This window comes from Pseudoxanthomonas sp. (assembly GCF_051953815.1).
In the GTDB taxonomy this organism is placed as follows: Bacteria; Pseudomonadota; Gammaproteobacteria; order Xanthomonadales; family Xanthomonadaceae; genus Pseudoxanthomonas_A.
Genome location: NZ_JBQCIJ010000044.1, coordinates 61,142 through 84,597, shown reverse-complemented (window position 1 = coordinate 84,597; position 23,456 = coordinate 61,142). Strand labels below are relative to the sequence as shown.

Annotated in this window: 29 protein-coding genes; 20 read left to right on the top strand and 9 right to left on the bottom strand. The window is 66.7% G+C overall.

Annotated features, from left to right (window positions below):
- Nucleotides 1–58 precede the first annotated feature (58 nt).
- Nucleotides 59–697: a glutathione S-transferase family protein gene (locus ACTHN1_RS13750; RefSeq protein WP_440471498.1), complete on the top strand. Its 639-nt coding sequence runs from the start codon at nucleotides 59–61 to the stop codon at nucleotides 695–697.
- Nucleotides 698–795: 98 nt separating this feature from the next.
- On the opposite strand, the gene arsC is transcribed toward ACTHN1_RS13750, so the two are convergent.
- The 3 genes from arsC to ACTHN1_RS13735 all read right to left on the bottom strand — a co-directional run bounded on the left by arsC (nucleotide 796) and on the right by ACTHN1_RS13735 (nucleotide 2,946).
- Nucleotides 796–1,221: an arsenate reductase (glutaredoxin) gene (gene arsC, locus ACTHN1_RS13745; RefSeq protein WP_440471497.1), complete on the bottom strand. Its 426-nt coding sequence runs from the start codon at nucleotides 1,219–1,221 to the stop codon at nucleotides 796–798.
- Entirely contained in the window at nucleotides 1,221–2,390 is a 1,170-nt protein-coding gene (locus ACTHN1_RS13740; protein ID WP_440471496.1) for a phospholipase A, read from the bottom strand. The genes arsC and ACTHN1_RS13740 overlap by 1 nt, the downstream gene beginning before the upstream one ends.
- A gap of 70 nt (nucleotides 2,391–2,460) precedes the next feature.
- Nucleotides 2,461–2,946, bottom strand: a complete 486-nt coding sequence (locus ACTHN1_RS13735; protein ID WP_440471495.1) for a DUF456 domain-containing protein — start codon at nucleotides 2,944–2,946, stop codon at nucleotides 2,461–2,463.
- Between the two features lie 234 nt (nucleotides 2,947–3,180).
- Here ACTHN1_RS13735 and ACTHN1_RS13730 point away from each other — a divergent pair, with 234 nt between their 5' ends.
- Nucleotides 3,181–3,390, top strand: a complete 210-nt coding sequence (locus ACTHN1_RS13730) for a cold-shock protein (RefSeq protein WP_141453200.1) — start codon at nucleotides 3,181–3,183, stop codon at nucleotides 3,388–3,390.
- A gap of 113 nt (nucleotides 3,391–3,503) precedes the next feature.
- On the opposite strand, the gene ACTHN1_RS13725 is transcribed toward ACTHN1_RS13730, so the two are convergent.
- Nucleotides 3,504–3,983, bottom strand: a complete 480-nt coding sequence (locus tag ACTHN1_RS13725; RefSeq protein WP_440471494.1) for a glycine zipper 2TM domain-containing protein — start codon at nucleotides 3,981–3,983, stop codon at nucleotides 3,504–3,506.
- A gap of 137 nt (nucleotides 3,984–4,120) precedes the next feature.
- On the bottom strand, nucleotides 4,121–4,558 hold the full coding sequence (locus ACTHN1_RS13720; protein WP_440471493.1) for a hypothetical protein: 438 nt from the start codon (nucleotides 4,556–4,558) through the stop codon (nucleotides 4,121–4,123).
- A 76-nt stretch (nucleotides 4,559–4,634) separates the two neighbouring features.
- Here ACTHN1_RS13720 and ACTHN1_RS13715 point away from each other — a divergent pair, with 76 nt between their 5' ends.
- The gene (locus ACTHN1_RS13715; protein WP_440471492.1) at nucleotides 4,635–5,435 is read left to right on the top strand and encodes a tRNA threonylcarbamoyladenosine dehydratase; all 801 of its coding nucleotides are present in this window, start codon (nucleotides 4,635–4,637) and stop codon (nucleotides 5,433–5,435) included.
- Nucleotides 5,436–5,440: 5 nt separating this feature from the next.
- Here ACTHN1_RS13715 and ACTHN1_RS13710 read toward each other — a convergent pair whose 3' ends face one another.
- On the bottom strand, nucleotides 5,441–6,208 hold the full coding sequence (locus tag ACTHN1_RS13710) for a TatD family hydrolase (protein WP_440471491.1): 768 nt from the start codon (nucleotides 6,206–6,208) through the stop codon (nucleotides 5,441–5,443).
- A 1-nt stretch (nucleotide 6,209) separates the two neighbouring features.
- Entirely contained in the window at nucleotides 6,210–6,443 is a 234-nt protein-coding gene (locus ACTHN1_RS13705; RefSeq protein ID WP_440471490.1) for a DUF6116 family protein, read from the bottom strand.
- Nucleotides 6,444–6,614: 171 nt separating this feature from the next.
- On the opposite strand from ACTHN1_RS13705, the gene ACTHN1_RS13700 reads away from it, so the two are divergent.
- The 9 genes from ACTHN1_RS13700 to ACTHN1_RS13660 all read left to right on the top strand — a co-directional run bounded on the left by ACTHN1_RS13700 (nucleotide 6,615) and on the right by ACTHN1_RS13660 (nucleotide 16,537).
- On the top strand, nucleotides 6,615–7,439 hold the full coding sequence (locus ACTHN1_RS13700) for a glycine zipper 2TM domain-containing protein (protein WP_440471489.1): 825 nt from the start codon (nucleotides 6,615–6,617) through the stop codon (nucleotides 7,437–7,439).
- A 139-nt stretch (nucleotides 7,440–7,578) separates the two neighbouring features.
- Nucleotides 7,579–8,742: an acyl-CoA dehydrogenase family protein gene (locus ACTHN1_RS13695; protein ID WP_440471488.1), complete on the top strand. Its 1,164-nt coding sequence runs from the start codon at nucleotides 7,579–7,581 to the stop codon at nucleotides 8,740–8,742.
- A gap of 22 nt (nucleotides 8,743–8,764) precedes the next feature.
- Complete coding sequence (locus tag ACTHN1_RS13690) at nucleotides 8,765–11,392, top strand: DUF3857 domain-containing transglutaminase family protein (protein WP_440471487.1); 2,628 nt, start codon at nucleotides 8,765–8,767, stop codon at nucleotides 11,390–11,392.
- A gap of 3 nt (nucleotides 11,393–11,395) precedes the next feature.
- Nucleotides 11,396–11,947: a GNAT family N-acetyltransferase gene (locus tag ACTHN1_RS13685; RefSeq protein WP_440471486.1), complete on the top strand. Its 552-nt coding sequence runs from the start codon at nucleotides 11,396–11,398 to the stop codon at nucleotides 11,945–11,947.
- Complete coding sequence (locus tag ACTHN1_RS13680; RefSeq protein WP_440471485.1) at nucleotides 11,944–12,495, top strand: GNAT family N-acetyltransferase; 552 nt, start codon at nucleotides 11,944–11,946, stop codon at nucleotides 12,493–12,495. The genes ACTHN1_RS13685 and ACTHN1_RS13680 overlap by 4 nt, the downstream gene beginning before the upstream one ends.
- Complete coding sequence (locus tag ACTHN1_RS13675; RefSeq protein ID WP_440471484.1) at nucleotides 12,492–12,998, top strand: hypothetical protein; 507 nt, start codon at nucleotides 12,492–12,494, stop codon at nucleotides 12,996–12,998. The genes ACTHN1_RS13680 and ACTHN1_RS13675 overlap by 4 nt, the downstream gene beginning before the upstream one ends.
- Nucleotides 12,988–13,638, top strand: a complete 651-nt coding sequence (locus ACTHN1_RS13670) for a glutathione S-transferase family protein (RefSeq protein WP_440471483.1) — start codon at nucleotides 12,988–12,990, stop codon at nucleotides 13,636–13,638. Before ACTHN1_RS13675 ends, ACTHN1_RS13670 begins: the two co-directional genes overlap by 11 nt.
- Before the next feature lie 17 nt (nucleotides 13,639–13,655).
- Nucleotides 13,656–15,911 carry a thiamine pyrophosphate-dependent enzyme gene (locus tag ACTHN1_RS13665; RefSeq protein WP_440471482.1) on the top strand — a complete coding sequence of 752 codons (2,256 nt, stop codon included), beginning with the start codon at nucleotides 13,656–13,658 and terminating at the stop codon, nucleotides 15,909–15,911.
- A gap of 83 nt (nucleotides 15,912–15,994) precedes the next feature.
- Nucleotides 15,995–16,537 (top strand): NADPH-dependent FMN reductase, encoded by a 543-nt coding sequence (locus ACTHN1_RS13660; RefSeq protein ID WP_440471481.1) that lies wholly within the window; start codon nucleotides 15,995–15,997, stop codon nucleotides 16,535–16,537.
- A 4-nt stretch (nucleotides 16,538–16,541) separates the two neighbouring features.
- Here ACTHN1_RS13660 and ubiM read toward each other — a convergent pair whose 3' ends face one another.
- Nucleotides 16,542–17,780: a 5-demethoxyubiquinol-8 5-hydroxylase UbiM gene (gene ubiM / locus ACTHN1_RS13655; RefSeq protein ID WP_440471480.1), complete on the bottom strand. Its 1,239-nt coding sequence runs from the start codon at nucleotides 17,778–17,780 to the stop codon at nucleotides 16,542–16,544.
- Between the two features lie 87 nt (nucleotides 17,781–17,867).
- Entirely contained in the window at nucleotides 17,868–18,716 is an 849-nt protein-coding gene (gene ygfZ / locus ACTHN1_RS13650) for a CAF17-like 4Fe-4S cluster assembly/insertion protein YgfZ (protein WP_440471479.1), read from the bottom strand.
- A gap of 39 nt (nucleotides 18,717–18,755) precedes the next feature.
- Between ygfZ and ACTHN1_RS13645 the strand changes: the two genes are divergently transcribed.
- From ACTHN1_RS13645 to ACTHN1_RS13610, 8 genes are read left to right on the top strand one after another with little or no spacing between them, the layout of a single operon-like run.
- Nucleotides 18,756–18,944 carry a DUF1674 domain-containing protein gene (locus ACTHN1_RS13645; RefSeq protein ID WP_440471478.1) on the top strand — a complete coding sequence of 63 codons (189 nt, stop codon included), beginning with the start codon at nucleotides 18,756–18,758 and terminating at the stop codon, nucleotides 18,942–18,944.
- A 57-nt stretch (nucleotides 18,945–19,001) separates the two neighbouring features.
- On the top strand, nucleotides 19,002–19,394 hold the full coding sequence (sdhC, locus tag ACTHN1_RS13640; protein WP_440471477.1) for a succinate dehydrogenase, cytochrome b556 subunit: 393 nt from the start codon (nucleotides 19,002–19,004) through the stop codon (nucleotides 19,392–19,394).
- Nucleotides 19,391–19,774, top strand: a complete 384-nt coding sequence (gene sdhD, locus ACTHN1_RS13635) for a succinate dehydrogenase, hydrophobic membrane anchor protein (protein ID WP_440471476.1) — start codon at nucleotides 19,391–19,393, stop codon at nucleotides 19,772–19,774. The genes sdhC and sdhD overlap by 4 nt, the downstream gene beginning before the upstream one ends.
- A 4-nt stretch (nucleotides 19,775–19,778) precedes the next feature.
- Entirely contained in the window at nucleotides 19,779–21,569 is a 1,791-nt protein-coding gene (gene sdhA / locus ACTHN1_RS13630; protein WP_440471475.1) for a succinate dehydrogenase flavoprotein subunit, read from the top strand.
- A gap of 18 nt (nucleotides 21,570–21,587) precedes the next feature.
- On the top strand, nucleotides 21,588–22,370 hold the full coding sequence (locus ACTHN1_RS13625; RefSeq protein WP_440471474.1) for a succinate dehydrogenase iron-sulfur subunit: 783 nt from the start codon (nucleotides 21,588–21,590) through the stop codon (nucleotides 22,368–22,370).
- A 4-nt stretch (nucleotides 22,371–22,374) separates the two neighbouring features.
- A complete protein-coding gene (locus tag ACTHN1_RS13620) occupies nucleotides 22,375–22,806 on the top strand; it encodes an MAPEG family protein (protein WP_440471473.1) in 432 nt (143 codons plus the stop codon).
- On the top strand, nucleotides 22,803–23,054 hold the full coding sequence (locus ACTHN1_RS13615; RefSeq protein WP_440471472.1) for a succinate dehydrogenase assembly factor 2: 252 nt from the start codon (nucleotides 22,803–22,805) through the stop codon (nucleotides 23,052–23,054). Before ACTHN1_RS13620 ends, ACTHN1_RS13615 begins: the two co-directional genes overlap by 4 nt.
- Nucleotides 23,005–23,454 (top strand): protein YgfX, encoded by a 450-nt coding sequence (locus ACTHN1_RS13610; RefSeq protein WP_440471471.1) that lies wholly within the window; start codon nucleotides 23,005–23,007, stop codon nucleotides 23,452–23,454. Before ACTHN1_RS13615 ends, ACTHN1_RS13610 begins: the two co-directional genes overlap by 50 nt.
- Nucleotides 23,455–23,456 lie beyond the last annotated feature (2 nt).

Genomic DNA, 23,456 nt, shown 5'->3' with positions numbered 1-23,456 from the left:
CATGCAACACGGAATCCACGACGCTGGATTCCGTCCTGACAACGCACGGGGAAATCAGATGAGCACGACGACGCTGTATTACTCGCCCAGCACCGCCAGCCTGGTCGTGCATTGGCTGTTGATCGAACTGGACATTCCGCACCGCTTGCACGAACTCGATTTCGACAAGCGCGATCAGAAGTCGCCCGAGTACCTGAAGGTCAACCCGGCGGGCGTGGTGCCGGCGCTGGATCTGGATGGGCAGGTGATCACCGAGTCGGCGGCGATCCTGCTGCACCTGGCCGTTCGACATCCGCGGGCGAATCTCGCGCCGCCGGTGGGATCGCCCGAGCGGGCGCGCTACTACCAGTGGATGCTGTTCATGGCCAACACGCTGCTGCCGGCCTATCGCGCCTGGTTCTATTCGGACGAAATCGCCGGCGCGGAGAACGCCGACGCGGTGCGCGCGCACGCGCGCCAGCGCATCGAGGCGGCGTGGCAGCGCGTCTCCGACCACCTTGAAGCGAATGGTCCGTGGATGCTGGGCGAACAGCTCACCGTGGTCGATTTCATGACCACCATGCTGATGCGCTGGTCGCGCAACATGCCCAGGCCATCGGATAGCTGGCCCGTGCTGGAAGCCTACGCCGGACGCATGAAGGCGCGCCCGGCGTTCAAGGAAGTCTATGCCCGCGAAGGCCTGACCGACTGGACCTGATCATCGATCGGGTCGACCTGGTCGACCGGTTGCGGCGGCGTTTCCCCGGAGCCGGACGAACCCGGCTCATCGGGGCAATGGCTGCATCACCGAACCGGTCAGGCGATGCGCTGGCCGGCGGCATCCACCACCGGTTCGCCATCTTCCTTGCTGAAGGCGCCACGCTGCGGCTGCGGCAGGATATCCAGCACGGTCTCCGAAGGGCGGCACAGTTTCACCGCATCCGCGGTCACCACGATAGGACGATTGATCAGCACCGGGTGCTCGAGCATGGCTTCGATCAGGGCGTCGTCGCCCACGCCCGGGCGATCCAGTCCCAGTTCGGCGTGGATCGCTTCCTTTTCCCGCACCACGTCGCGCACCGGCACGCCCATGCGCGCGATGAGCGCGGTAAGGGTGCCGCGATCCGGCGGCGTCTTCAGGTACTCGATCACGCGCGGCTCGATGCCGGCGTTGCGGATCAGGCCCAGCACGTTGCGCGACGTGCCGCAGGCGGGGTTGTGGTAAATCGTCACCTCGCTCATCAGTACCACTCCAGCAGGGAGATGCCCAGGCCGATGTAGGTGGCCTTGTGGTTGTAGTCGATCAGGCTTTCCCCGTAACCGTGGAAGGCCTGGATGTGGCCGCGGAAGCTGCGATGGATCGGGAAGCCCCAGTCCAGTTGCAGCGCGCCGTGCGACTTGTCGCCGGTGCGCAGCGAATGGCGTGCCAGCACGGTGAACTCGTGGCCGCCCTTGCTGTAGGTGAGCATGGCGTCGCCGCGGCCGATGTAATCCTCGATGTCCGGATTGTCGTCGTCGTTGCCGTCCGGCACGCGCCACCAGGGACGCAGCACCAGCGCCCAGTTCTCGCGGTCCAGGCCGACCGTGAAGATCACCCGGTTCCAGCTGCGCGAAAGCGGATCGCTGCGGCCGTTGGACTGGTGATTGATGCCCACCCCGGCCATGCGGCCCTTCCAGCCGCCCAGGCTGTAGTTGTTGCGGAATACCAGCATCACCTCCGGTTCGTAGTTGGTTTCGCGGAACGGGCGCGACTCCTCGCCGTTGTAGACCTGCCAGCGCGAACTCTGGGTATAACCGCCCCACAGATCGCCGTTGTCGCCGAACAGGTTCTCGGCGAACTTGGTCTTGAAGCTCAACTGGAACTTGGCCTCGGTGTTGTCCAGCGGTTGCGGCTCGGTCACCGTGTTGCGCGGGTTGGGCGAATGCGGGGTCTCGTTCTTGTCGCTGGTCCAGAACAACGGCATCAGGTACAGCGGCTTGTAGCCGCGCAACTGGAACACCCCCAGCTTGGAGTCCTTGGCCAGTTCCCAGCGGCTGTCCAGCAGCGAACCCTTGCCGGCGTTGGCCAGGGCTTCCTGCAGCATCGGATCGTCGGCGCGGAACCATGCGCCCAGGCGGCGGCGCTCGCGGGTTTCCGTGCCGGCTTCGGGAGCCTGCTGGGCCTGGGCCGCCTGCTGCTGGTCCAGGCTGCTGCGGGCGGCGCTGGCCTCCGCGTCCGCGGCGCGGGTATCGGAGGGGCTGCGCCCGAACACGGCGTCATAGCAGGCCAGTCGGGAAGCATCGGTTTCGATGGCGCGGCAGGCCTCCGGCGTCACCGCATTGGGTTGGGGTTCCTGGGCCAGGGCGGGCGTGGCGGCCAGGGTCATGGCGATCAGCGACGGCAGCAGCTGCCGGGTGGGGGGGAGTGTCATCAGTTGCAACCAGAAGGGGAAAAGATGGCCGGGCGATTTTGCCCGACCGCGGGTGACGAGGCGGGCGGAGTCAGAACACCCATGCGAACAGGAACAGGCCCAGCATCGCGAAGGCCAGTCCCAGCTTCAGCACCACGCCCAGCACGATGCCCAGCCAGGTGCCGAGGCCGACCTTGGTGGCCTGGCCGATCTCCCGGCTGTGCCAGAGCTCGCCGAGCAGCGCGCCCACGAATGGTCCAGCGAACAGACCAATGGGACCGAAGAACAGACCGGCGAACGTGCCCACCGCTGCGCCGAAGAGCGCCTTGCCGCTGGCACCCACGCGTTTGGCGCCGACCACCGTGGCGAAGAAATCCACCGCCACCGAGAGCGCCGTCAGCAAGCCGAGCAGAACCAGGGTGACCCAGCCGATCTGCTGGAAATCTCCCGCCCAGGCGGCCAGCAGCATGCCCGCGAACACCAGCGGCACGCCCGGCAGCGCCGGCAGGATGACCCCGGCTAACCCGACCAGGATGAGCAGCACGGCCAGCACGTAGTACAGGGTGGTCAGGTCCAAGCGAAATTCTCCTTGTCGAATCAACGGGTTGGGGGCGGTTTCGGGTGCCCGCGGACGGTTTGCATTTTCACAAATTGCGGGTTAGTGTGCGCTCGCTGTGTTTGCCAAGGTCACCGTGAATCGTGGCCTAGATGCGGTAGATCCATGATCCGCTACATCGTTGTACCTCGCTTCCTCCTTGCAACCAGCCGCCGAGAGGCGTTTCCACCACCCAGAGTTCCAAGGAGCAAGTAGATGTCCGACCGTGAAACCGGAACCGTGAAATGGTTCAACGATGCCAAGGGCTTCGGCTTTATCAGCCGTGAGAACGGTGAAGACGTGTTTGTGCATTTCCGCGCCATCCAGACCCAGGGCTTCAAGAGCCTGAAGGAAGGCCAGAAGGTCAGCTTCACCGTCGTGCAGGGCCAGAAGGGCCTGCAGGCGGACGCCGTGCAGCCGCTGTAAGGTTTCGACAAGATTCGCGCCGGTTTTCACGACCGGCCACGAAGAAAAAGCCCGACTCAGGTCGGGCTTTTTCTTTGCGCGGCGGGAACGCGTCCCGCCGCATGACAGGCTTGTTATCGCAGGACCACGCGGCCGTTCTGCACGCGCACGTAGGTGTTCTCGCGGATGCCGCCAAGATCGTGCTGGGTGATGGTCAGGCGACGGCCATCGTCCATGCGCACGGTGATGTTGTAGTTGTCGCCGGTGGTGCGGTTCTGGATGGCGTTGCCCGCCATCGCGCCGGCCGCGGCGCCAGCCACGGTGGAGATGTTCTTGTTGCCCTTGCTGCCGCCGGTGTGTTCGGAGATCTGGCGGCCGGCGACCGCGCCGACGATGCCGCCCAGGATCGCGCCGGTGGCGCCCGGCGCGGAACGGCCGGAGGAAACGACATCGATGCGCTCGACGATGCCGCAGTCGGCGCAATAGTTGTTCGACGGCGCGGGGCGATAGCCACCGCTGTTGTATCCGCCGCCGCCGTAACCCGGCGAGCTGGTGGCGCAACCGGCCAGTGCCAGCGCGGCAATGGCGCCCACGGCAAACATACGAAGATTCATGGCTCCTCCTGGTTCACTGGTCCGGTGCGGCGCGAGGATGCGGCCCGGTCGCACGCATCCTCGCGTTCTGCGTGTGAACCCCGTGACAACTAAGCCGCTTCCGGCGGTCGTCGCGGCGGCATGGCGTCAGCCGCAATTCAGCCGCGGAAATCCTGATGGCAGCCCTTGCAGCTTTCCTTGACCTGTTCGGTGAGCGCCTTGGCCGCGGTGCAGTCGGTCGGCGGCGTGGCCAGGCTGGCGTCGAGCTTGGCGCGGAAATCGCTCGCGTGGGTCACGAACCGCTGATCCTCGGCCAGGCCGGGCAGGGCCAGCTCCAGATCGTTGGCCATCGTGCGCAGGGCGCGCACATGCGGCACCGTGTCCGTGGCCGCGCAACGGTTCTGCGCCACCTTGTCGCCCAGCAGGCCGGCATGCTTCTGCATGACGTGCATGACGCTGTCGGGGAACGGGTCCTGGCGCGCCTGGATCGCGCGCATCGCCATCACCGTGGCCACGGCACCGATCACCAGGCCGATCAGGAAGAGGAACAGATAGCGGGAAGCGTTGGACGACTTGGCAGTCGGTTGGCTGGCCATGCGGCGGGCTCCTTTGGAAAAGTCCGTGCCATGGTACGACGCACGTCACACCGCGCGCCATGACTACAATTGCCGGATGAAGAAAACCCTCAAGGATCGCTTCGCCGGCATCGACCGGCTATACGGGCAGGGCGCGGTGAACCGTTACGCCGGCCGGCGCGTGGCCGTGGTCGGGCTGGGCGGCGTCGGCTCGTGGGTGGTGGAGGCGCTGGCGCGTTCCGGCGTCGGTCATCTGACCCTGATCGATGCCGACGACATCTGCATGTCCAACACCAACCGCCAGTTGCCGGCGCTGGAAGGCCAGTACGGACGCAACAAGGCCGAAGCGATGGCCGAGCGCTGCCGCGCGATCAACCCGGACATCGAGGTCGAAGTGGTGCCGGCCTTCCTGACCGGAAGCAATCTGCAGGAACTGCTCGATCGCGGCTTCGATCTGGTCCTGGATGCTTGCGACAGCTTCCGCACCAAGGTCGAGATGATCGCCTGGTGCCGGCGCCGCAAGCTGCCGATCATCGTCTCCGGCTCGGCGGGCGGTCGCACCGATCCCACCCAGATCCGCCTGCGTGATCTTTCCCGCACCGAACACGACGCATTGCTGGCGCTGGTCCGCAAGAAGCTGCGCGGCGAGTTCAATTTTCCGAAGAATCCGGATCGCTACTTCGGCGTCACCGCGGTCTACTCGCTGGAGAACGTCAAGTACCCGCAGGCCGACGGCAGCGTCTGTGGCCTGCGCCCGCAACTGGGCGCGGATGCGGCCCTGAAACTCGACTGCGGCGTCGGGCTGGGCGCGGCGACCCACATCACCGGCGCCTTCGCCTTCGCCATGGTGGGCAAGGCGCTGGAATTGCTGTTGAAGGAGAAGAAACCCGCGGCCTGACGCGATCAGGCGGGCAGCCCGAACAGGCGCGCGGCGTTCCCGCGGGTGACGGCGGCGATGTCGTCTTCGCTGTCGCCGCGCAGCTGCGCGATGGTCCGGCACACGAAGGACACCCGTGCCGGCTCGTTGCGCTGGCCGCGGATCGCCGCATCCGGCTGATCCGGCGCGTCGGTTTCCAGCAGCAGGTATTCCAGCGGCATCGTCCTGGCCAGGCCACGCAACCGCTGCGCGCGCTCGTACGTCACCGGTCCACCCAGACCGATCAGGAAACCGGCGTTCCACAGCTGGCGCGCCTGTTCCGGGCTGCCGGAAAAGCTGTGCACCACGCCGCGCAGGCCACCGATCCGGCGAATGGCGGTGACCACCGCATCCACCGCGCGTCGCGCGTGGACGATCACCGGCAGGTCGAAGTCGCGCGCCAGTCGCAGCTGTCCGTCGAAGTAGTGGTGCTGGCTGGCGGGATCCAGACCTTCGACGAAGTAATCCAGCCCGCATTCCCCGATTGCCACCGGACGCTCCCGTTCCAGCCATTCACGCAGCAGCGGCAGATGCGCTTCGCGGTGGCTGGCCAGGTACATCGGATGCAGGCCATAGGCCGGATGCAGATCGGCCTGATCCCGGCACAGCGCGCGCAGTCCGGGCCAGCCGGCGGCGTCGACCGCCGGAATGACCTGGTGGACAACGCCGGCATCGCGCGCGCGGGCGATCACCGCTTCGCGGTCGGCGTCGAATTCCGCGGCGTCCAGATGGCAATGGCTGTCGATCAACCGCACGTCAGCGCGACGGCCGGCCGGGCTCCAGCGGCGGCGCCGGGTCCTTGCGCCGCTTCCAGTTCGCCAGCAGCAGCGTGCCGAGGCCGAACACCAGCTCGTCCAGGAACGGAATCGGATCGATGCCCGGCGGCAGCAGCACGCTCAGGACGAACAATCCGGCGGTGATCTTGAACAGGGTCGGATAACGCAGTTTCCGTGCCCATTCCAGCACGGGCAACAGGAGGGGATTGGCCACGGCGCGGGTCTCCGGAGGACGATGGGGCGACACGCTAGCACGTCGCGCGGGGCTGCGCCGCCGTTCACGAAAAGTACGATTTCGTCTGCAGGAAACGGGACTTGGTTCAGGTTCGTAGTGGTGGAATGATGCCGTAATGTGACTCGGGCGACGCCCGCAATGGAGGCTGCGATGAAGAACAACACCACAATGATTCTGGTCGCCGCTGGCGCGCTGCTGGTGGGCGGCGTGGCGACTGCCGCTTTCATGAAGGGCGGCGACAAGGCCCCCGCGGGCACGCCGACGGCGGAGACGGCGCCGCTGACCGATCCGGCGCTGGCCACGGACGACGCGGCGGCGACCGACAACGTGATCCCGGCCGACACGCTGCAATACGCGGACGTGCTCAACGTCAAGCCGGTGACCACCAGCGAAAAACTCTACGCCACCGTGATCGGCACCGAGCCGGTGCGCGAAACCACCACCACCAGCACGCCGCACGAGGTGTGCCAGGACGTGGTCGTGCAGGAGCGCCTGCCGGAGCGTGACGGCAACACCGGCGGCACCGTGGCCGGCGCGGTCATCGGCGGCCTGCTCGGCAACCAGGTCGGCAAGGGCAGCGGACGCAAGGCCGCGACCGTGGCCGGCGCGGTGGCCGGCGGCGTGATCGGCAACCAGGTCGACAAGCGCCACGTCGGCGGCCGGGTGGTCGAGCGTACCGAGCGCCAGTGCCATACCGAGAACGCGACCTCCGAGTCGTCGCGGGTGACCGGTTACAACGTCACCTACCGCAACCCGGACGGCACCACCGGCACCATGCGGATGGACAGCAAGCCGGGCAGCCGCATCGCGATGGGCAACGGCCAGAAGGTGGTGGGCTATGACGTGACCTATCGTCTGGACGGCCGGGAAAACACCGTGCGCATGGACGACAAGCCCGACAGTGATCGCCTGCCGGTGATAGACGGCAAGGTGGTCACCCAGACCGCCTCGGCGGCCACCCCCGGCAAGGGCTGAGCCCGGCGTCCGACGTTTCCACGAAACACCCCCCGAAAGGCCGGCGAAATGCCGGCCTTTCCTTTACGACCTGAAGGCTTACCGCCCGCACGGAGCAGCCCATACAATGCGGGATTGTCCGAACCGGCGCGAATCCCGCATGGCCCTGAATCCGTACGACCTGTTTGATGTCCGTTCCCTGCTGTCCGAAGAAGAGCGCGCGGTGCAGGACACCGTGGCCCGCTTCACCGACGAGCGCGTGCGTCCCATCATCGGCGAGGCGTTCGACCAGGGCCGGTTCCCGAAGGAACTGGTGCCCGAGATCGCCGACCTCGGCCTGCTCGGCTCCTCGCTGCCGGAAAAGTACGGCTGCGCCGGCCTGAACGGGGTCAGCTACGGTCTGATCTGCCAGGAACTGGAACGTGGCGACAGCGGCATCCGCAGCTTCGTCAGCGTGCAGTCCTCGCTGTGCATGTATCCGATCTACGCCTACGGCAGTGAAGAGCAGCGCCAGCGCTGGCTGCCGGACATGGCCGCCGGCAGGGTGATCGGCTGCTTCGGCCTGACCGAGCCGCACGGCGGTTCCGATCCGGCCAACATGAAGACCAACGCGCGCCGCGACGGTGACGACTGGGTGATCAACGGCTCCAAGATGTGGATCACCAACGGCAACCTGGCCGACATCGCCATCGTCTGGGCGCAGACCGACGAGGGCATCCAGGGCTTCGTGCTGGAGAAGGGCATGCCGGGTTTCACCGCCCAGGAAATCAAGCACAAGATGAGCCTGCGCGCCTCGGTCACCAGCGCGCTGTTCTTCGACAACGTGCGGGTGCCCGATTCAAGCCGCCTGCCGAACGTGAAGGGCCTCAAGGGGCCGCTCGGCTGCCTGACCCAGGCCCGCTATGGCATCACCTGGGGGCCGATTGGCGCGGCCATCGCCTGCCTGGACGAGGCGCTGAACTATTCCAAGGAACGCATCCTGTTCAACCGCCCGGTGGCGGCCACCCAGAGCGCGCAGATCAAGCTGGCCGAGATGGCCCGCCGGATCACCCTGGCGCAGCTGCTGTCGCTGCAGCTCGGCCGCCTCAAGGACGCCGGCACTCTGCAGCCGCAACAGGTGTCGCTGGCCAAGTGGAACAACTGCCGCATGGCCATCGACATCGCGCGCGAATGCCGCGACCTGCTCGGCGGCGCCGGCATCACCACCGAGCACGCCGCGATCCGGCACGCGCTCAACCTGGAATCGGTCATCACCTACGAAGGCACGGAAACCGTGCACCAGTTGGTGATCGGCCGTGAACTGACCGGGATCAGCGCGTTCTGATCCAACCTGGGACGGGGGATGCTTGAAAGCAACGCTGGGGAAACGTCGCTATAGCGGAGTGGCAGGATGTCTTGCCTTGCTTGCATGGGCAATAGGCTTGCCTGCGGCCTTCGCGCAGGGTTATCGCTTCGCTCCAGATCCCCCGGGCGTGGTGTCCGCATTCCAGGTCGAATCCGACCAGCCGGCGACGGCATCGGATGGAATCAAATATCTGGTGGCGGCCGATCAGGTCCTGCTGACGGGAGCTCGCCCGGTCTGGCATCGAACCATCAGCTATCGTGTGGTGGACGAACGGGGGCTGGAAGAAGGCGGCCAGTTCAGCCTCACCTATCAGCCGACGTACCAGCAGGTGGAGATCCATGCGATTGACGTCGTCCGGGACGGACAACGCCTGGACCGTCGCCAGGCGTCCCGCATAGATGAACTCAGGCGCGAATCGGACCTGGAATCGCGATTGCTGGATGGCAGGTTGACCGTCACCGTGACGATACCTGACCTTCGCGTCGGTGATACGGTCACGTACCGATACAGCGTGATTGGTGACAACCCGGTGTTCAAGGGTGGATATCACGACAGTTATTCCGCTCGATTCGGCGTACCCCTGGGCCATCGCCTGGTCAGTTTTCGTTATCCGCAAACCTTGTCACTGCAATCGCGCGTCGCGGATGGCTTCGAGACGACGCAGCGCGACGAAGGGAATACGAGGACGCTGGAAGCGAGCATGAGGAATCTTGCTGCCGTGTCCGAGGAAGAGAACACGCCTTCGTCATACAACCCATATGGTCGCATCGAAGTATCCACTGCTACCGATTGGCGCGATGTCGTGGGCTGGGCGCTGCCGCTGTACCCCAGAACCTTCGTGGACCGGAGCGAACTGATGGCCGCGTCCTCGCGGCTGCGACTGGACCGTGCGGACCCCATGGGATCCGCGCTGCGCGCGGTGGCCTTCGTGCAGGGCGAAGTCCGCTACACCGGCCTGGACATGGGCACGAATTCACATGCGCCGAATCGGCCGGAATTGGTGCTCGCACGGCGCTTCGGCGACTGCAAGGACAAGGCGACTCTGCTCATTGCCTTGCTTTCCGAAGTGGGAATTCCCGCGGACCCTGTTCTGGTGAATACGGAGCAGAAGGCGGCCGTGGCCGGGCGCCTGCCCAGCCCTCTGGCGTTCAATCACGTGATCGTCAGGGCTAGATTGCAGGGCAGGGATATATGGATAGATCCGACGCTGGAGCGGGAGCGTGGCGATTTCCAAAGCCGGCGTTCGCTGCCGTTTGGCTATGGCTTGCCAATCCAGGCGGGAGCGACCGCGCTGGTCCGGATACCGGACTTGCTGCCAGATGCTCCCCAGGTCGATGTACATCAATCGATCAAGCTGGGAGTCAATGGAGAGCAGTTGTCGGCGGATTTCGCGGTGGCAACGGATTACCGGCAGGGATTCGCCGATGATGTCCGCAAGGCGTTTTCCATGGATGGCCCGGAGAAAGTCGGGAAGAACTACCTGAACTACATGCAGGGATACTATGAAGGATTGCGCGCGCCGGCGATGCCAAATGCAGGCGAGCGCGAAGCGTCCTTCAATGTCCAGGAGCAATACCGGCTGGATTGGAAGAAGAGCGAAGCCACGGTCTTCGGCATCGTATTCTTCCAGATACTTGACTGGTTGCCGAAGATCGCCGACCAGGAGCGTCATTCGCCATTGGCGCTGGGAGGCCCCCGATACGGGCGCCAGACCATCCGCACGACGCTTGCGGATGGGTGGTCGATCGATCCGCAGCAGGACAGGATTGCGACGGCATTCTTCAGATTCGAGCGTTCTGTTTCGGTTGACGGAAGCGAACTCGTCATCGTATCCACCTGGCAGCGCTACGCCGACGAGATTCCTGCCGCGGAGGTGGCGAAGATTCGACATGAAGTGGCCCGCATACGCGAGTTGCTGCAGTACGATGTCGATCTGGAGCCGGAATCGCCGTGGCTTTCCAGCAAACCGAGGGACTGGCTGTGGCCGCTGGCCGTGCTGCCTTTGACCATCCTGCTGCTGGGCGTCGCATGGTTGCTGAGGCGGCGCTTCGCGCTGGCCGGCATGCTTTATAGGCCGCGCGTCACGGTGCAAGGCTTCATGGCGCGAGGCGGAATCGGCGCGCTTGGGGCCATCTTGGTGTGGTGCGCGATCGCCATGGACGCATCGTTTGAACTGGGCTCGCGCGCAACGAACGAGAGCAGGCCAGAGCTCCTGGCAGGCCTGGCGCTCGTCTTGCTTGTTGGCTTGGGCGTGCGCTGGTTCATCTGGGTTGGCGCGACGCAATTGGCGTTCCGCCTGCTGGGGCAGCGGCTGGCTTTCGGCAGTTTGTGGCGTGTTTCCGGCTGGGCATCGGTCCCGATGATCGCGCTCAGTCTCGCGGCCGCTGCGGCGCTCAAATTCGATTTCTCGTCGCTGGCCGACAAGGGAGTTCCTACGCCCGCACAGTTGCCGGGTTTGATCATCGCCGTGGCCCTGATGGCGGCAGGAATTGCCTGGACACTGGTGGCGATGATCAACGGCTACGCCGCGTTGGCAGGCATCCGCCGCCGCCGTGCGCTGGCCGCCTGGGCCATCGCGAGCGCTTTTCTTTTGCCTTTCGCGATTCTGTTCTTCGTTCTGAAAGCCTGAACCATGAGCATCTTCGATCTGCAACTGGAAACCGAGCGTCTGTGGCTGCGGCCGCAGCGGCGCGAGGATTACGAACCGTGGGCGGCGTTCGTCGCCGACGAGGAAGCGACCCGCTACATCGGTGGCGTGCAGGTGCGCCCGATGGCCTACCGCAGCCTGGCGGCGATGGTTGGCTGCTGGCAGATGGAAGGCTTTGCCATGTTCTCGGTGATCGAGAAGGCCAGCGGCCGCTGGGTGGGACGGGTCGGGCCCTGGTGCCCGCTGGGCTGGCCCGGCACCGAGATCGGCTGGAGCATCGCGCGCGAAGCGTGGGGTCGCGGATATGCGCCGGAAGCGGCACGCGCGGCCGCCGACTGGGCGTTCGCCGAGCTGGGCTGGGACGAGATGATCCACACGATCGATCCGGACAACCGGAACTCCAAGGTGGTCGCGGCCAAACTCGGCTCGCGCTTCCTGCGCATGGGCGAACTGCCGGCGCCGCACGAGGGCAAACCGGTCGAGATCTGGGGACAGTCACGCCAGCAGTGGCTCGCGCAGGGAGGAAAGGCCGCATGAGCCGGGGCATCGACGAACTGCAACTGGAAACCGAACGCCTGATCCTGCGTCCGCCGCGCCGCGAGGATTTCGATGGCTTCGCCGAACTCCAGGCCGACGAGGAAGCTGCGCGCTTCATCGGCGGCGCGGTCACCCGTCCGGAAGCCTGGCGCCGGTTCCTGTGGCAGCCGGGTTCCTGGTGGCTCGATGGGTTCGGCATGTTCGCGGTGGTCGAACGCGCCACCGGCGAATGGCTGGGCCAGTTGGGGCCGTGGAAACCGGAGGGCTGGCCGGGCAATGAAGTGGGCTGGGCATTCCGGCGGGCAGCGCAGGGCAAGGGCTACGCGCTGGAGGCGGCCAGGCCCGCCATCGACTGGGCGTTCGACAATCTGGGCTGGACCGACATCATTCACTGCATCGACGGGGAAAACGTGCCGTCGCAGAAGCTGGCCGAACGCCTGGGTTCGCGCAAGTTGCGCCGGACCCGGCTGCCGCCGCCGTTCGAGTCGATCGAACTGGATGTCTGGAGCCAGAGCCGCGACGCGTGGCGGGCGGGGCGGGGCGCTTGAGCGCAACCCCGCTCATCGATGCCCGCCTGATGGGCGCATTGGCCGGCCTGATGCCGATTGCGCGCGCCTGTTTCCGGGATCCCTGGTGGATCATCGGCAGCGCCGCGATGCGCCTGGCGGGTGTGGGTGGCCCGGAGCCGAACGATGTCGATCTTCTGTGCAGCGGACGGGATGCCGATGCCCTGGCCGAGGCATGGGCGGCGCATCGCGACGAGGGCTATCGTCCCGCCGACGATGGCCGTTTCCGCTCCCGTTTCGCACGCTTCGCGCACCTGCCGATGCCGCTGGAAGTGATGGGCGATCTGGAAGTCCGGGGGGCGGGTGGCTGGCAACCCGTGCAGGTAATGTCGGAATGGCGGGTGGAGGTGAATGGTCAAGCCATCCCCGTGCCGACGCTGTCCGAACAGCGGCGCATCCTGGCGCTGTTCGGCCGCGAGAAGGATCTGGCCAAGGCCGCGCGCATCGACGAATTCACTGCCGCCCGGGAATCCCATGCCCACTGAAATCCTCACCGTCCACGGCTATTCCGTCTCCGGCAACTGCCACAAGGTGCGCCTGCTGCTGGAACAACTGGGGCGTCCCTACCAGTGGATGGAGGTCGATAGCCCGAACGGCGCCACCCGCACGCCGGGCTATCTGGCGAAGAATCCCAATGGCAAGGTGCCGATGCTGGAGCGTGCCGACGGGCGCATCCTGACCGAATCCAATGCCATCCTGTGCTGGCTGGCCGAAGGCAGCGCCTACCTGCCGACCGATGCCTGGCAGCGCGCGCAGGCGATGAGCTGGCTGTTCTTCGAGCAGTACAGCCACGAGCCCTACGTGGCGGTGGCCCGTTTCATCCGTGGGTGGACGCCGCCGGATTCACCGCGTCGCGCCGATCTGCCGCGCCTGCTCGAACGCGGCGAGCAGGCGCTGGCGGTGATGGAGCGCCACCTGCGGGAGGCCGACTGGTTCACCGGCGAGGCTTACGGCATCGCCGACATCGCGCTGTTCGCCTACACGCATTGCGCCGCCGATGGCGGTTTCGACCTGTCGAAGTTTCCCCGCATCACCGCCTGGCTCGCGCGCGTCAGCGCGACGCCGGGTTTCGCCCCCATGCCTGCGCTCGCCGACGATGTCGCCGGGCGTCTTGCGAATTCCTGAATCCAGCCACGAGTGCCATGACCGTCCAGACCATTCCCGCCCGCATGAAGGGCCTCAACCGCGCCGAAATCTGCGACCAGAACTTCATCGAGTTCGTGAAGATCTGGAATGGCCGCTCCGACGGCGGCAGCGCCGGCGCGATCCTCCCGGGCAGCGCGCTGGATCGGCAGGGATTCGCGGAGTTGCTGGAATCGCAGCTGATCTCGCGCCACCTTGACCTGATGGCGCGGGTGCTGCGCGTGCAGAACAAGGTCTTCTACACCATCGGCAGCTCCGGCCACGAAGGCAACGCGATGGTCGCGCGGCTGACCCGGCATACCGATCCGGCGTTCCTGCATTACCGCAGCGGCGGCTTCATGGCCGAGCGCTTCCGCAAGCTGCCCGGCATGGATCCGGTGATGGACTCGGCGCTGTCGTTCGCCGCCAGCGCCGAGGATCCGGCCTCCGGCGGCCGCCACAAGGTCTGGGGCAGCAAGCCGTTGTGGGTATTGCCGCAGACCTCGACGATCGCCTCGCACCTGCCCAAGGCGCTGGGCACCGCGATCGCCATCGAACAGGCGCGGCGCATCGGCCACGCCTCGCCGATTCCGGAAGACAGCATCGCCATCTGCTCGTTCGGTGATGCCTCCAGCAATCACGCCACCGCGCAGACCGCGTTCAACGCGGCCGCTTGGACGGCCTACCAGAAGCTGCCGGCACCGGTCCTGTTCGTCTGCGAGGACAACGGCATCGGCATCTCGGTGAAGACGCCGGATGGCTGGGTGGGCCGCAATTTCCGCGACCGCGCGGATCTGGATTATTTCTACGCCGACGGCCTGGATCTGGCCACCGGCTATGGCCAGGTGCAGGCGGCGGTCGAGCATTGCCGCAATACCCGCCGGCCGACCTTCCTGCACCTGCGCACCACCCGCATCATGGGCCATGCCGGTACCGACTTCGAAATCGAATGGCGGCCGATCGAGGAACTGGTCGCGGTGGAAGCCACCGATCCGCTGCTGCGTTCGGCGGCGATCGCGCTGGAGTCCGGCCTGATGAGCCGCGACGAGCTGCTGTCGTTCTACGAGAACATCCGCACGCGCTGCTTCGCCGCCGCCGAGGAAGCCGATCGCCGGCCCAAGATCACCACCCTGGAGGAAGTGATCGCGCCGCTGGCGCCGTACACGCCGGACGCGGTGGCCGCCGAAGCCGCGCGCACCGCGCCGCACGACAAGCGCGTGGCCGCGTTCGGCAGCGAAGAGAAGCTGCCGGAGAAACTGCCGCCGCGCCATCTGGCGATCCAGATCAACAACGCGCTGCACGATCTGTTCTGCAAGTATCCCGAGACCCTGCTGTTCGGCGAGGACGTGGCGCAGAAGGGCGGCGTGTACACCGTCACCAAGGGGCTGCACAAGGCGTTCAAGGGCAGCCGCGTGTTCAACACGCTGCTCGACGAGACCATGATCCTCGGCCTGGCCCAGGGCTACGCCAACCTGGGCATGCTGCCGTTGCCGGAAATCCAGTACCTGGCCTATTTCCACAACGCCTGCGACCAGATTCGCGGCGAGGCGGCCAGCCTGCAGTTCTTCAGCAACAACCAGTACCGCAATCCGATGGTGGTGCGCATCGCCGGCCTGGGTTATCAGCGCGGTTTCGGCGGGCATTTCCACAACGACAACTCGATCACCGCGCTGCGCGACATCCCCGGCCTGGTCGTGGGCTGTCCTTCGCGCGGCGACGACGCGGCGATGATGCTGCGCACGCTCGCCGCGCTGGCCAAGGTCGACGGACGCGTCACCGCGTTCCTGGAACCGATCGCGCTGTACATGACCAAGGATCTGTACGAGCCGGGCGACGGCCAATGGCTGTTCCCGTATCCGGCGCAGGATCAGGCGATGCCGCTGGGCGAAGGCCGCGTGTATGAGGCCGACGCCGATGATCTGGTCATCTTCAGCTACGGCAACGGCGTGCCGATGAGCCTGCGTGCCGCGCGCAGCATCGAGGCGAAGCACGGCTGGAAGGTCCGGGTGGTGGATCTGCGCTGGCTGGTGCCGCTCAACGAGGCGTTCATCGTCGAACAGGCCGCGACCGCCAAGCGCATCCTGGTGGTCGACGAAGGCCGGCATTCGGCCGGCGTGGGCGAGGGCATCATCACCGCGATTGCCGAAGGCGGCTATCGCGCGCGTCCGTTCCAGCGCGTGGTCGGCACCGATACCTATACGCCGCTGGCCGGCGCCGCGTTCCTGGTGCTGCCGGGCGACGAGGACATCGTGGCGGCGGCGGATCGGCTGGCCTGAGCCGCGCGTGGCATCGCGACGGGCACGGGTCCCGTCGCGGTGCTGCTATGCTCGTGACCCGTTCATCGTCGCAGGAGATTCCCATGCCAGTTCCCGCCGTGGCCATCATCATCGGCAGCCTGCGTAAGGATTCCTTCAACCGCCAACTGGCCGGCGCGGTGCAACGGCTGGCCGGGGAGCGCTTTGCGTTCCGGATTCTGGAAATCGGCGACCTGCCGCTCTACAACCAGGACGATGACGCGGATTTCCCGGCGGCGGGCCTGCGTTTCAAACAGGGCATCGAGCAGGCCGACGCGTTGCTGTTCGTGACTCCCGAGTACAACCGCTCCATGCCGGGCGTGTTGAAGAACGCGATCGACGTGGCGAGCCGTCCCGCCGGCAGCACCACCTTCTCGGGCAAGCGCGCCGCCATCATCGGCACCTCGCCGGGCATGCATGGCACGGTGTCCTCGCAGCAGCATCTGCGCAACGTGCTGGCGGCGGTGGACGTGGCGGTGCTGCCGCAGCCGGAGATCGCCCTCCAGTTCAAGGAAGGCTTGCTCGACGCCGACGGAAACGTGGCCGACGAGCGCGCCCGGCGACGCCTGCTGTCCTTCCTGGACCGTTTCGAAGCCTGGCTGCGCTGAGCGCTCAGGCCCGGCGCGGCAGCAACTGCGCCAATCCTTGCCGCAGCCGCACCGGCAACGGTGCATCCAGCGGCGCCTCATCCACCAGTTGCGCGGCCAGCAGGCGCCGGAACGGCAGCACCCGCTGGCCGGCGCGCAGGATGGTTTCCCGCAGCCTGCGCACCGGCGCGCGGTCGTCGGTGAACACGCGCACCACGGTGGCGGTGGCCAGATAGAACGGCAGGGTGCCGGCGCGATGGCGCCGCTGGTAGCGCGCCAGCAGGGCGTCACTGCCCAGGTCGCGGCCCTGCGCACCGGCGATGCGGGCCAGGTCGGCCAGGCGTTCCACGCTGGCCAGGCCGAGATTGAACCCGTGCGCGGTCACCGGATGCATGCCCACCGCGGCATCGCCGGCGACGGCGAAGCGCCGGCCGACGAAACGGCGCGCGTAGACGCCAACCAGCGGATAGACGTGGCGGCTGCTTTCCAGCGTCATCGCACCCAGGCGGTCGCCATAGCGCTCTCGCATCCGCGCGGCGAAATCGTCGGCGGGCAGATCCTGCAGGCGACATGCCTCGGCGTGCGGCACGGTCAGCACCGCGGAGGACAGATGTTCGCGCAGCGGCAGCATCGCCAGGGTCTGGCCGTGGCCGAACCATTCCCAGGCCACGCCGTGATGGGGAAGTTCGTGGCGCATCCGGCAGACCAGCATGCTCTTGCCGAAGTCGTATTGGCTCGCGCCGATGCCGAGCGCGCGGCGGGTTTCGGAGAAACGGCTGTCGGCGGCGATCAGCAGCGATGCCTGCAGGCGTCGCCCGTCCTGCAGCACGACTTCCGCTTCGGCGGGTGTGGTCCGCACCGATTCGACCCGCGTGCCAGGGAGCCAATCCAGCGTCGGCAGGTCCTGGATGGCGCGCCACGCCGCTTCGCGGATGCGATGGTTCGGCACCAGGCAGCCCAGTTGCGTCTTCCCGACCAGTTCGCCTTCCACGGTCATCCAGTGCGGCGATTCGCCGTCCATCACGCGCGCCGCGCGCAGGGGGGCGATGTCGTCGCGCGGAATGTGTTCCCATGCGCCGAGGTCGCGCAGCAGGCGGATCGAGGCGTGGGTGAGCGCGATCTCGCGGCCGTCGAAAGCCGGTTCGGCGATGGCCGTTTCCGGTTGCCGTTCGATCAGCGCGACCTTCAGCGATTGCCGGCACAGCGCTTTGGCCAGGCACAGGCCGGCGGGGCCGGCGCCGATGATGATCACGTCGTGACGCATGCAACGTCCTCGCGGAAGGGAGCTTTCCGCAGTGTAGGCATCCGCCGGCGCGCGTAATTGACCTGGATCAAGCTGGCGCGGACACGATCAGTCCAGCAGGGGAATTTCCTTCAAGGCTATGCCGTCCGCGACCAGGGGAAGCGGTTCCCGCTCCAGCGGCATCACCGCCAGCGCGAGCGCGGGAACGCCCGCCTGCGCGCAGAGGATCCCGCCGACGTCGCGGACGCCGTCGGTCACCGCGCTGCCCGGCGTCGGCGGCGCGTCGCTTTCGAACAGCACCAGCGAACGCTTGGCCTTGCCGAGGAAATGGGTGCGGGCGACGATTTCCTGGCCCGGATAGCAGCCTTTCTTGACGCTGTAGGCGTTCAGCCGATCGAGCGAGAGCTGCTGCGGCGTCCATTGTTCGCGCTGGCTTTCGGGCAGGCGGGGCAGGCCATGGCGCAGATCGTGCCTTCGCCAATCGGCGACATCGGCGGCGCCGGCGACCGGTTCGCCACCGATTTGCCAGTAGCGCGCGCCGCCGGCATCGCTCCGATCCAGTTCCAGGCCCTTGCCGGACTCGCCAAGCAATGCGCCGCCGGCGCGCGCGGGCGGCGCCATCACGCCCTGCACCGGCAGATCCGGGCGCAGGCTGATCTTCAACTTTCGTCTGAAGACATAGCGCTGCAGGGCCGCGGCCAGCACGTCCGCCGGATAATCCGGCAGCACCAGCAGCAACTGCTGCTCACTGGGGCGGGCCAGGGCAAACAGCGCGATCACGCGCCCTTTGGGCGTCAGCCAGGCGCTCCATTGCCATTGCCCCACCGCCAGCGAGGCCACTTCGCTGCTGAACTGGGCATGCGCGAAAGCCACGGCATCCGGGCCTTCCAGGCTCAGGACCGCATGGTCGGACAGCGCTGTCGCGGGTGTTTCCGGAGGGGGCAGGTTGTCAGCCAAGGGGGTGGGGATTAAAATTTTGTGCACTGCGAGACCCCTATGATAGGCGAAACAGCTCCCATCCCTGACGCCGACGCCGGAACACTGCCGTCCGAAAACGCGCCTGTCGCCCCTTCCGGCGAACGCGCGCCACCGGCGCCAGCGCAGAAGGAAATAGGGGGGCGTGACGGCCCGGAACCGACGCGCTACGGGGATTGGGAAAAAAACGGGCGCTGCATCGATTTCTGATCCGCAGCATTGAGCCAACGCGGTCGCGTGACCGCCCAGCCGAGAAAGAGTCAGCGAATGGCGACACACCAACGTCCGCTTTCCCCCCATCTGCAGGTCTACCGCTGGCAGATCCAGATGGCGACCTCCATCCTGCACCGGGGGACCGGCATCTTCCTGGCCCTGGGCGCACTGGTGATTGCCGCCGGCCTGATGGCGCTGATGCTGGGACCGGAATCCTGGAACTGCTTCACCGACATCGCCGGCGCCTGGTATGGCAAGGCGTTCCTGTTCGTCTGGACCTGGGCGTTCGCCTACCACCTGTGCAACGGCATCCGCCATGTGGTGCAGGATTTCGCCATCGGCTTCAGCATTCCCGCCTTCATCCGCAGCAGCTGGCTGTCGGTGCTGGGCAGCCTGCTGATCACCGCCCTGGTCTGGGTCTGCGCGCTGTCGGGAGGTGCCGCATGAGCCGCTTCCGTACTCCGCTGAAGAACGTGCGCGGGCTGGGTTCGGCGAAGACCGGCACCGCCCATTTCGTCAACCAGCGCCTGACCGCCACCGCGCTGGTCCTGCTGGGCATCTGGTTCCTGGTGTTCGTGGTCAGCCTGCTCGGCGCCGACTACGTCACCGCCACCGAGGCCGTGTCGCGTCCCTGGAACGCGGTGCTGCTGGTGGGTTTCCTGATCGCCATGTTCTGGCACGCGCAGCTCGGCCTGCAGGTCGTGCTGGAAGACTACGTCCACCACTCGCTGCTGGCCCTGGTGGTCCAGACCGCGGTGCGCTTCATCGCCGTGCTCGGCGCCATCATCAGTGTTTTCGCGGTGGCCCGCATCGCGCTGGGGAATTGACCAAATGTCCGCTTACAAGATCACCGAACACAAGTACGACATGGTCGTGGTGGGCGCCGGCGGCGCCGGCCTGCGCGCGACCTTCGGCCTGGCGGCCAAGGGCCTGCAGACGGTCTGCCTGACCAAGGTCTTCCCGACCCGTTCGCATACCGTGGCCGCGCAGGGCGGCATTTCCGCCGCGCTCGGCAATATGGGCGAGGACGACTGGCGCTATCACTTCTACGACACCATCAAGGGCTCGGACTGGCTGGGCGATCAGGACGCCATCGAGTACATGTGCCGCGAGGCGATTCCGGCCATCATCGAGCTGGAGCACTACGGCGTTCCGTTCAGCCGCACCGAAGAGGGCAAGATCTACCAGCGCCCGTTCGGCGGCATGACCACCCGCTACGGCGAGGGCCCGCCGGCCCAGCGCACCTGCGCCGCGGCCGACCGCACCGGCCATGCGATGCTGCATACCCTGTACCAGCAGTCGCTGAAGCATGACGCGCGCTTCATGATCGAGTACTTCGCGCTGGACCTGATCTTCGACGAGGAAGGCGCCTGCCGCGGCGTGCTCGCGCTGGACATGGCCGAAGGTTCGCTGCACCTGTTCCGCGCCCATGGCGTGGTGCTGGCCACCGGCGGCTACGGCCGCGCCTACTTCAGCGCGACCTCCGCCCACACCTGCACGGGTGACGGCGGCGGCCTGGTGATGCGCGCCGGCCTGCCGATGCAGGACATGGAGTTCGTGCAGTTCCACCCGACCGGCATCTACGGCGCCGGCTGCCTGATCACCGAGGGCGTGCGCGGCGAAGGCGGAATCCTGCGCAACAGCAACGGTGAGCGCTTCATGGAGCGCTACGCGCCGCACTACAAGGATCTGGCTTCGCGCGACGTGGTGTCGCGTTCGATGACCATCGAAATCCGCGAAGGCCGCGGCGTCGGCGAGCACAAGGATCACATCCTGCTCGACCTGACCCACCTCGGCCCGGAAGTGATCAACGAGAAGCTGCCCGGCATCGCCGAGAGCGCCCACATCTTCGCCGGCGTGGACGTGACCAAGCAGCCGATCCCGGTCATCCCGACCGTGCACTACAACATGGGCGGCATCCCGACCAACTACCACGGCGAAGTGGTACGCAAGGTCGGCGACAACCCCGATGCGGTGGTCCCCGGCCTGTACGCCATCGGCGAAGCGGCCTGCGTGTCGGTGCACGGCGCCAACCGCCTGGGTTCGAACTCGCTGCTGGATCTGGTGGTGTTCGGTCGCGCGGTGGCCAACCGCTGCGCCGAGACGATCAAGCCGGGCGCCTCGCACAAGCCGCTGGCCGGCGACGCCTGCGACAAGGCGCTCTCGCACCTGGACAAGCTGCGCAACGCCAACGGCGACACCCCGACCGCGGTCATCCGCGATCGCATGCAGCGCACCATGCAGGCCGATGCGGCGGTGTTCCGCACCAGCAAGACGCTGAAGGAGGGCTGCGACAAGATGACCGACATCTTCAAGTCCTTCGAGGACGTGAAGGTGAGCGATCGCTCGCTGGTCTGGAACTCGGACCTGATCGAGACCTACGAGCTGCACAACCTGCTGCTCAACGCGGTCGCGACCATCAACTCGGCCGAGCAGCGCCACGAGAGCCGCGGCGCGCACGCGCACGAGGACTATCCCGAGCGCGACGACGTCAACTGGCAGAAGCACACCCTGGTCAGCGTCGACGAGCAGGGCAAGTGCAGTTTCGATTTCCGCCCGGTGCACATGTACACGTTGACCGATGATGTCGACGTCGTGCCGCCGAAGCCGCGCGTTTACTGATCGGGAGAGAACTGACTCATGGCCGAATTCGCACTCCCGAAGAACTCGCGCGTCCAGAAGGGCAAGCATTTCCCCGCCCAGGGCGCCAAGAACCCGCGTACCTTCAAGGTCTACCGCTGGAATCCGGAAGACGGGCAGAACCCGCGCCTGGATACCTATGAGGTGGATCTGGCGGCCTGCGGCCCGATGGTCCTGGACGCGCTGATCAAGATCAAGAACGAGATCGATCCCACGCTGACCTTCCGCCGCTCCTGCCGCGAAGGCATCTGCGGTTCGTGCGCGATGAACATCGACGGCACCAACACGCTGGCCTGCACGCGCGCCATCAGCGACTGCAAGAAGGCCGAGGTGCCGATCTACCCGCTGCCGCACATGGACGTGGTCAAGGATCTGGTTCCGGATCTGACCCACTTCTACGCGCAGTACGCCTCGATCAAGCCGTGGATCCGCACCCAGACCCCGGCGCCGCCGGATCGCGAGCGCCTGCAGTCGCCGGAAGATCGCAAGAAGCTGGACGGCCTCTACGAGTGCATCCTGTGCGCATGCTGCTCGACCAGCTGCCCGAGCTACTGGTGGAATGGCGAGCGCTACCTGGGTCCGGCGATCCTGCTGCAGGCTTACCGCTGGATCATCGACTCGCGCGACGAGGACACCGGTGCGCGCCTGGACGATCTGGAAGATCCGTTCAAGCTGTATCGCTGCCACACCATCATGAACTGCGCGCGGACCTGCCCGAAGGGCCTGAATCCGGCGCTGGCGATCGCGGAAATCAAGAAGCTGATGATGGAACGGCGCGCCTGACGCAATGGCCAGCCTGCCCGCCACGGCGATCCTCTGGCCCGCGGTGGCGATGGCGGGCCTGACTTTCCTGGTCTGGATCCGGCTGTATCACCTGCGGCTGGGTGAAATGGCGCGCAAGCGCATCGACGCCCAGGCGCTGGCCAGCTCCGCCGAAGCGGCCAGGCTGCTGGACGATACCCGCGCTTCGGACAACTTCCGCAATCTGTTCGAAGTGCCGGTGCTGTTCTACGCGGGCGTGTTGCTGGCCGCGCAGGCCGGCTTCGATGATCGCGCGTTGCTGGCGCTGGCCTGGCTGTTCGTCGGCCTGCGCGCGGTGCATAGCGCCGTGCAGTGCACGGTCAACCACGTGATGACCCGCTTCGTCGCATACGCCCTGGCGACGCTGGTCCTGATGGCGTTCTGGGCGCGTACGGCCTGGCTGCTCTGGTTGGCATGAATCCACAAGACGTTGAACTCAAGCGCATCCGCTGGCGCTGCCGGCGCGGCATGCGTGAACTGGACCAGCTGTTCGAGCGATACCTCGACCGCCTCTGGCCGGCGTCCCCTGACGCCGAGCGCGGGGTTTTCCTACGGCTGCTCGATTGCGAGGACGATAAGCTCTGGCGCTGGTTCATGGGCTACGAGCAGTGTCCGGATGGCGAACTCGCCGAACTCATCCAACGCATCCGCGCCTTGCCGGCTTGAATGGCGTCCCTCGCGCCTGCTGGGCGGCGCGTTGACAGGGCTGGGCGTGGCCGCCGCGCTGGCGGTGCTGGCGAGCGAGATGCCGCGCGGGCTGGCCTGGCCGCTGGCCACGGTCGCTGCGCTGCGGGGCTTCCATCTGGCCTGGCACGAGGTCCGCAAGCCGCCCCGGGAGTGGGTGTTTCCCGCCGATGGACGGGTGACGGTGGACGGCCAGCGGGTGCACGAACCGACGCTGATCTGGCGCGGGCCGCTTGCCCTGCTGCGCTGGCGGGACCGTCGGGGGCGCCGCCACAGCCTGGGCTGGTGGCCCGATACCCTGCCGGCGGCGGCCCGGCGTGAACTGCGGCTGGCCGCGGGCCTGGCCGACGCTTCGCGCGACCGCCGGCCGATGGCACCATAGGC

Coding starts and splice junctions, on each gene's coding strand:
- ACTHN1_RS13610 (WP_440471471.1), top strand. CDS start 23,005: ATGGCGAACTCGCCGAACTCATCCAACGCATCCGCGCCTTGCCGGCTT.
- ACTHN1_RS13715 (WP_440471492.1), top strand. CDS start 4,635: ATGAAGAAAACCCTCAAGGATCGCTTCGCCGGCATCGACCGGCTATAC.
- ACTHN1_RS13685 (WP_440471486.1), top strand. CDS start 11,396: ATGAGCATCTTCGATCTGCAACTGGAAACCGAGCGTCTGTGGCTGCGG.
- ACTHN1_RS13620 (WP_440471473.1), top strand. CDS start 22,375: ATGGCCAGCCTGCCCGCCACGGCGATCCTCTGGCCCGCGGTGGCGATG.
- ACTHN1_RS13725 (WP_440471494.1), bottom strand. CDS start 3,983: ATGAATCTTCGTATGTTTGCCGTGGGCGCCATTGCCGCGCTGGCACTG.
- ACTHN1_RS13695 (WP_440471488.1), top strand. CDS start 7,579: ATGGCCCTGAATCCGTACGACCTGTTTGATGTCCGTTCCCTGCTGTCC.
- sdhA (WP_440471475.1), top strand. CDS start 19,779: ATGTCCGCTTACAAGATCACCGAACACAAGTACGACATGGTCGTGGTG.
- ACTHN1_RS13750 (WP_440471498.1), top strand. CDS start 59: ATGAGCACGACGACGCTGTATTACTCGCCCAGCACCGCCAGCCTGGTC.
- ACTHN1_RS13615 (WP_440471472.1), top strand. CDS start 22,803: ATGAATCCACAAGACGTTGAACTCAAGCGCATCCGCTGGCGCTGCCGG.
- ACTHN1_RS13660 (WP_440471481.1), top strand. CDS start 15,995: ATGCCAGTTCCCGCCGTGGCCATCATCATCGGCAGCCTGCGTAAGGAT.
- ACTHN1_RS13670 (WP_440471483.1), top strand. CDS start 12,988: ATGCCCACTGAAATCCTCACCGTCCACGGCTATTCCGTCTCCGGCAAC.
- ACTHN1_RS13740 (WP_440471496.1), bottom strand. CDS start 2,390: ATGACACTCCCCCCCACCCGGCAGCTGCTGCCGTCGCTGATCGCCATG.
- sdhD (WP_440471476.1), top strand. CDS start 19,391: ATGAGCCGCTTCCGTACTCCGCTGAAGAACGTGCGCGGGCTGGGTTCG.
- ACTHN1_RS13720 (WP_440471493.1), bottom strand. CDS start 4,558: ATGGCCAGCCAACCGACTGCCAAGTCGTCCAACGCTTCCCGCTATCTG.
- ACTHN1_RS13645 (WP_440471478.1), top strand. CDS start 18,756: ATGATAGGCGAAACAGCTCCCATCCCTGACGCCGACGCCGGAACACTG.
- arsC (WP_440471497.1), bottom strand. CDS start 1,221: ATGAGCGAGGTGACGATTTACCACAACCCCGCCTGCGGCACGTCGCGC.
- ACTHN1_RS13665 (WP_440471482.1), top strand. CDS start 13,656: ATGACCGTCCAGACCATTCCCGCCCGCATGAAGGGCCTCAACCGCGCC.
- sdhC (WP_440471477.1), top strand. CDS start 19,002: ATGGCGACACACCAACGTCCGCTTTCCCCCCATCTGCAGGTCTACCGC.
- ACTHN1_RS13730 (WP_141453200.1), top strand. CDS start 3,181: ATGTCCGACCGTGAAACCGGAACCGTGAAATGGTTCAACGATGCCAAG.
- ACTHN1_RS13625 (WP_440471474.1), top strand. CDS start 21,588: ATGGCCGAATTCGCACTCCCGAAGAACTCGCGCGTCCAGAAGGGCAAG.
- ACTHN1_RS13680 (WP_440471485.1), top strand. CDS start 11,944: ATGAGCCGGGGCATCGACGAACTGCAACTGGAAACCGAACGCCTGATC.
- ubiM (WP_440471480.1), bottom strand. CDS start 17,780: ATGCGTCACGACGTGATCATCATCGGCGCCGGCCCCGCCGGCCTGTGC.
- ACTHN1_RS13700 (WP_440471489.1), top strand. CDS start 6,615: ATGAAGAACAACACCACAATGATTCTGGTCGCCGCTGGCGCGCTGCTG.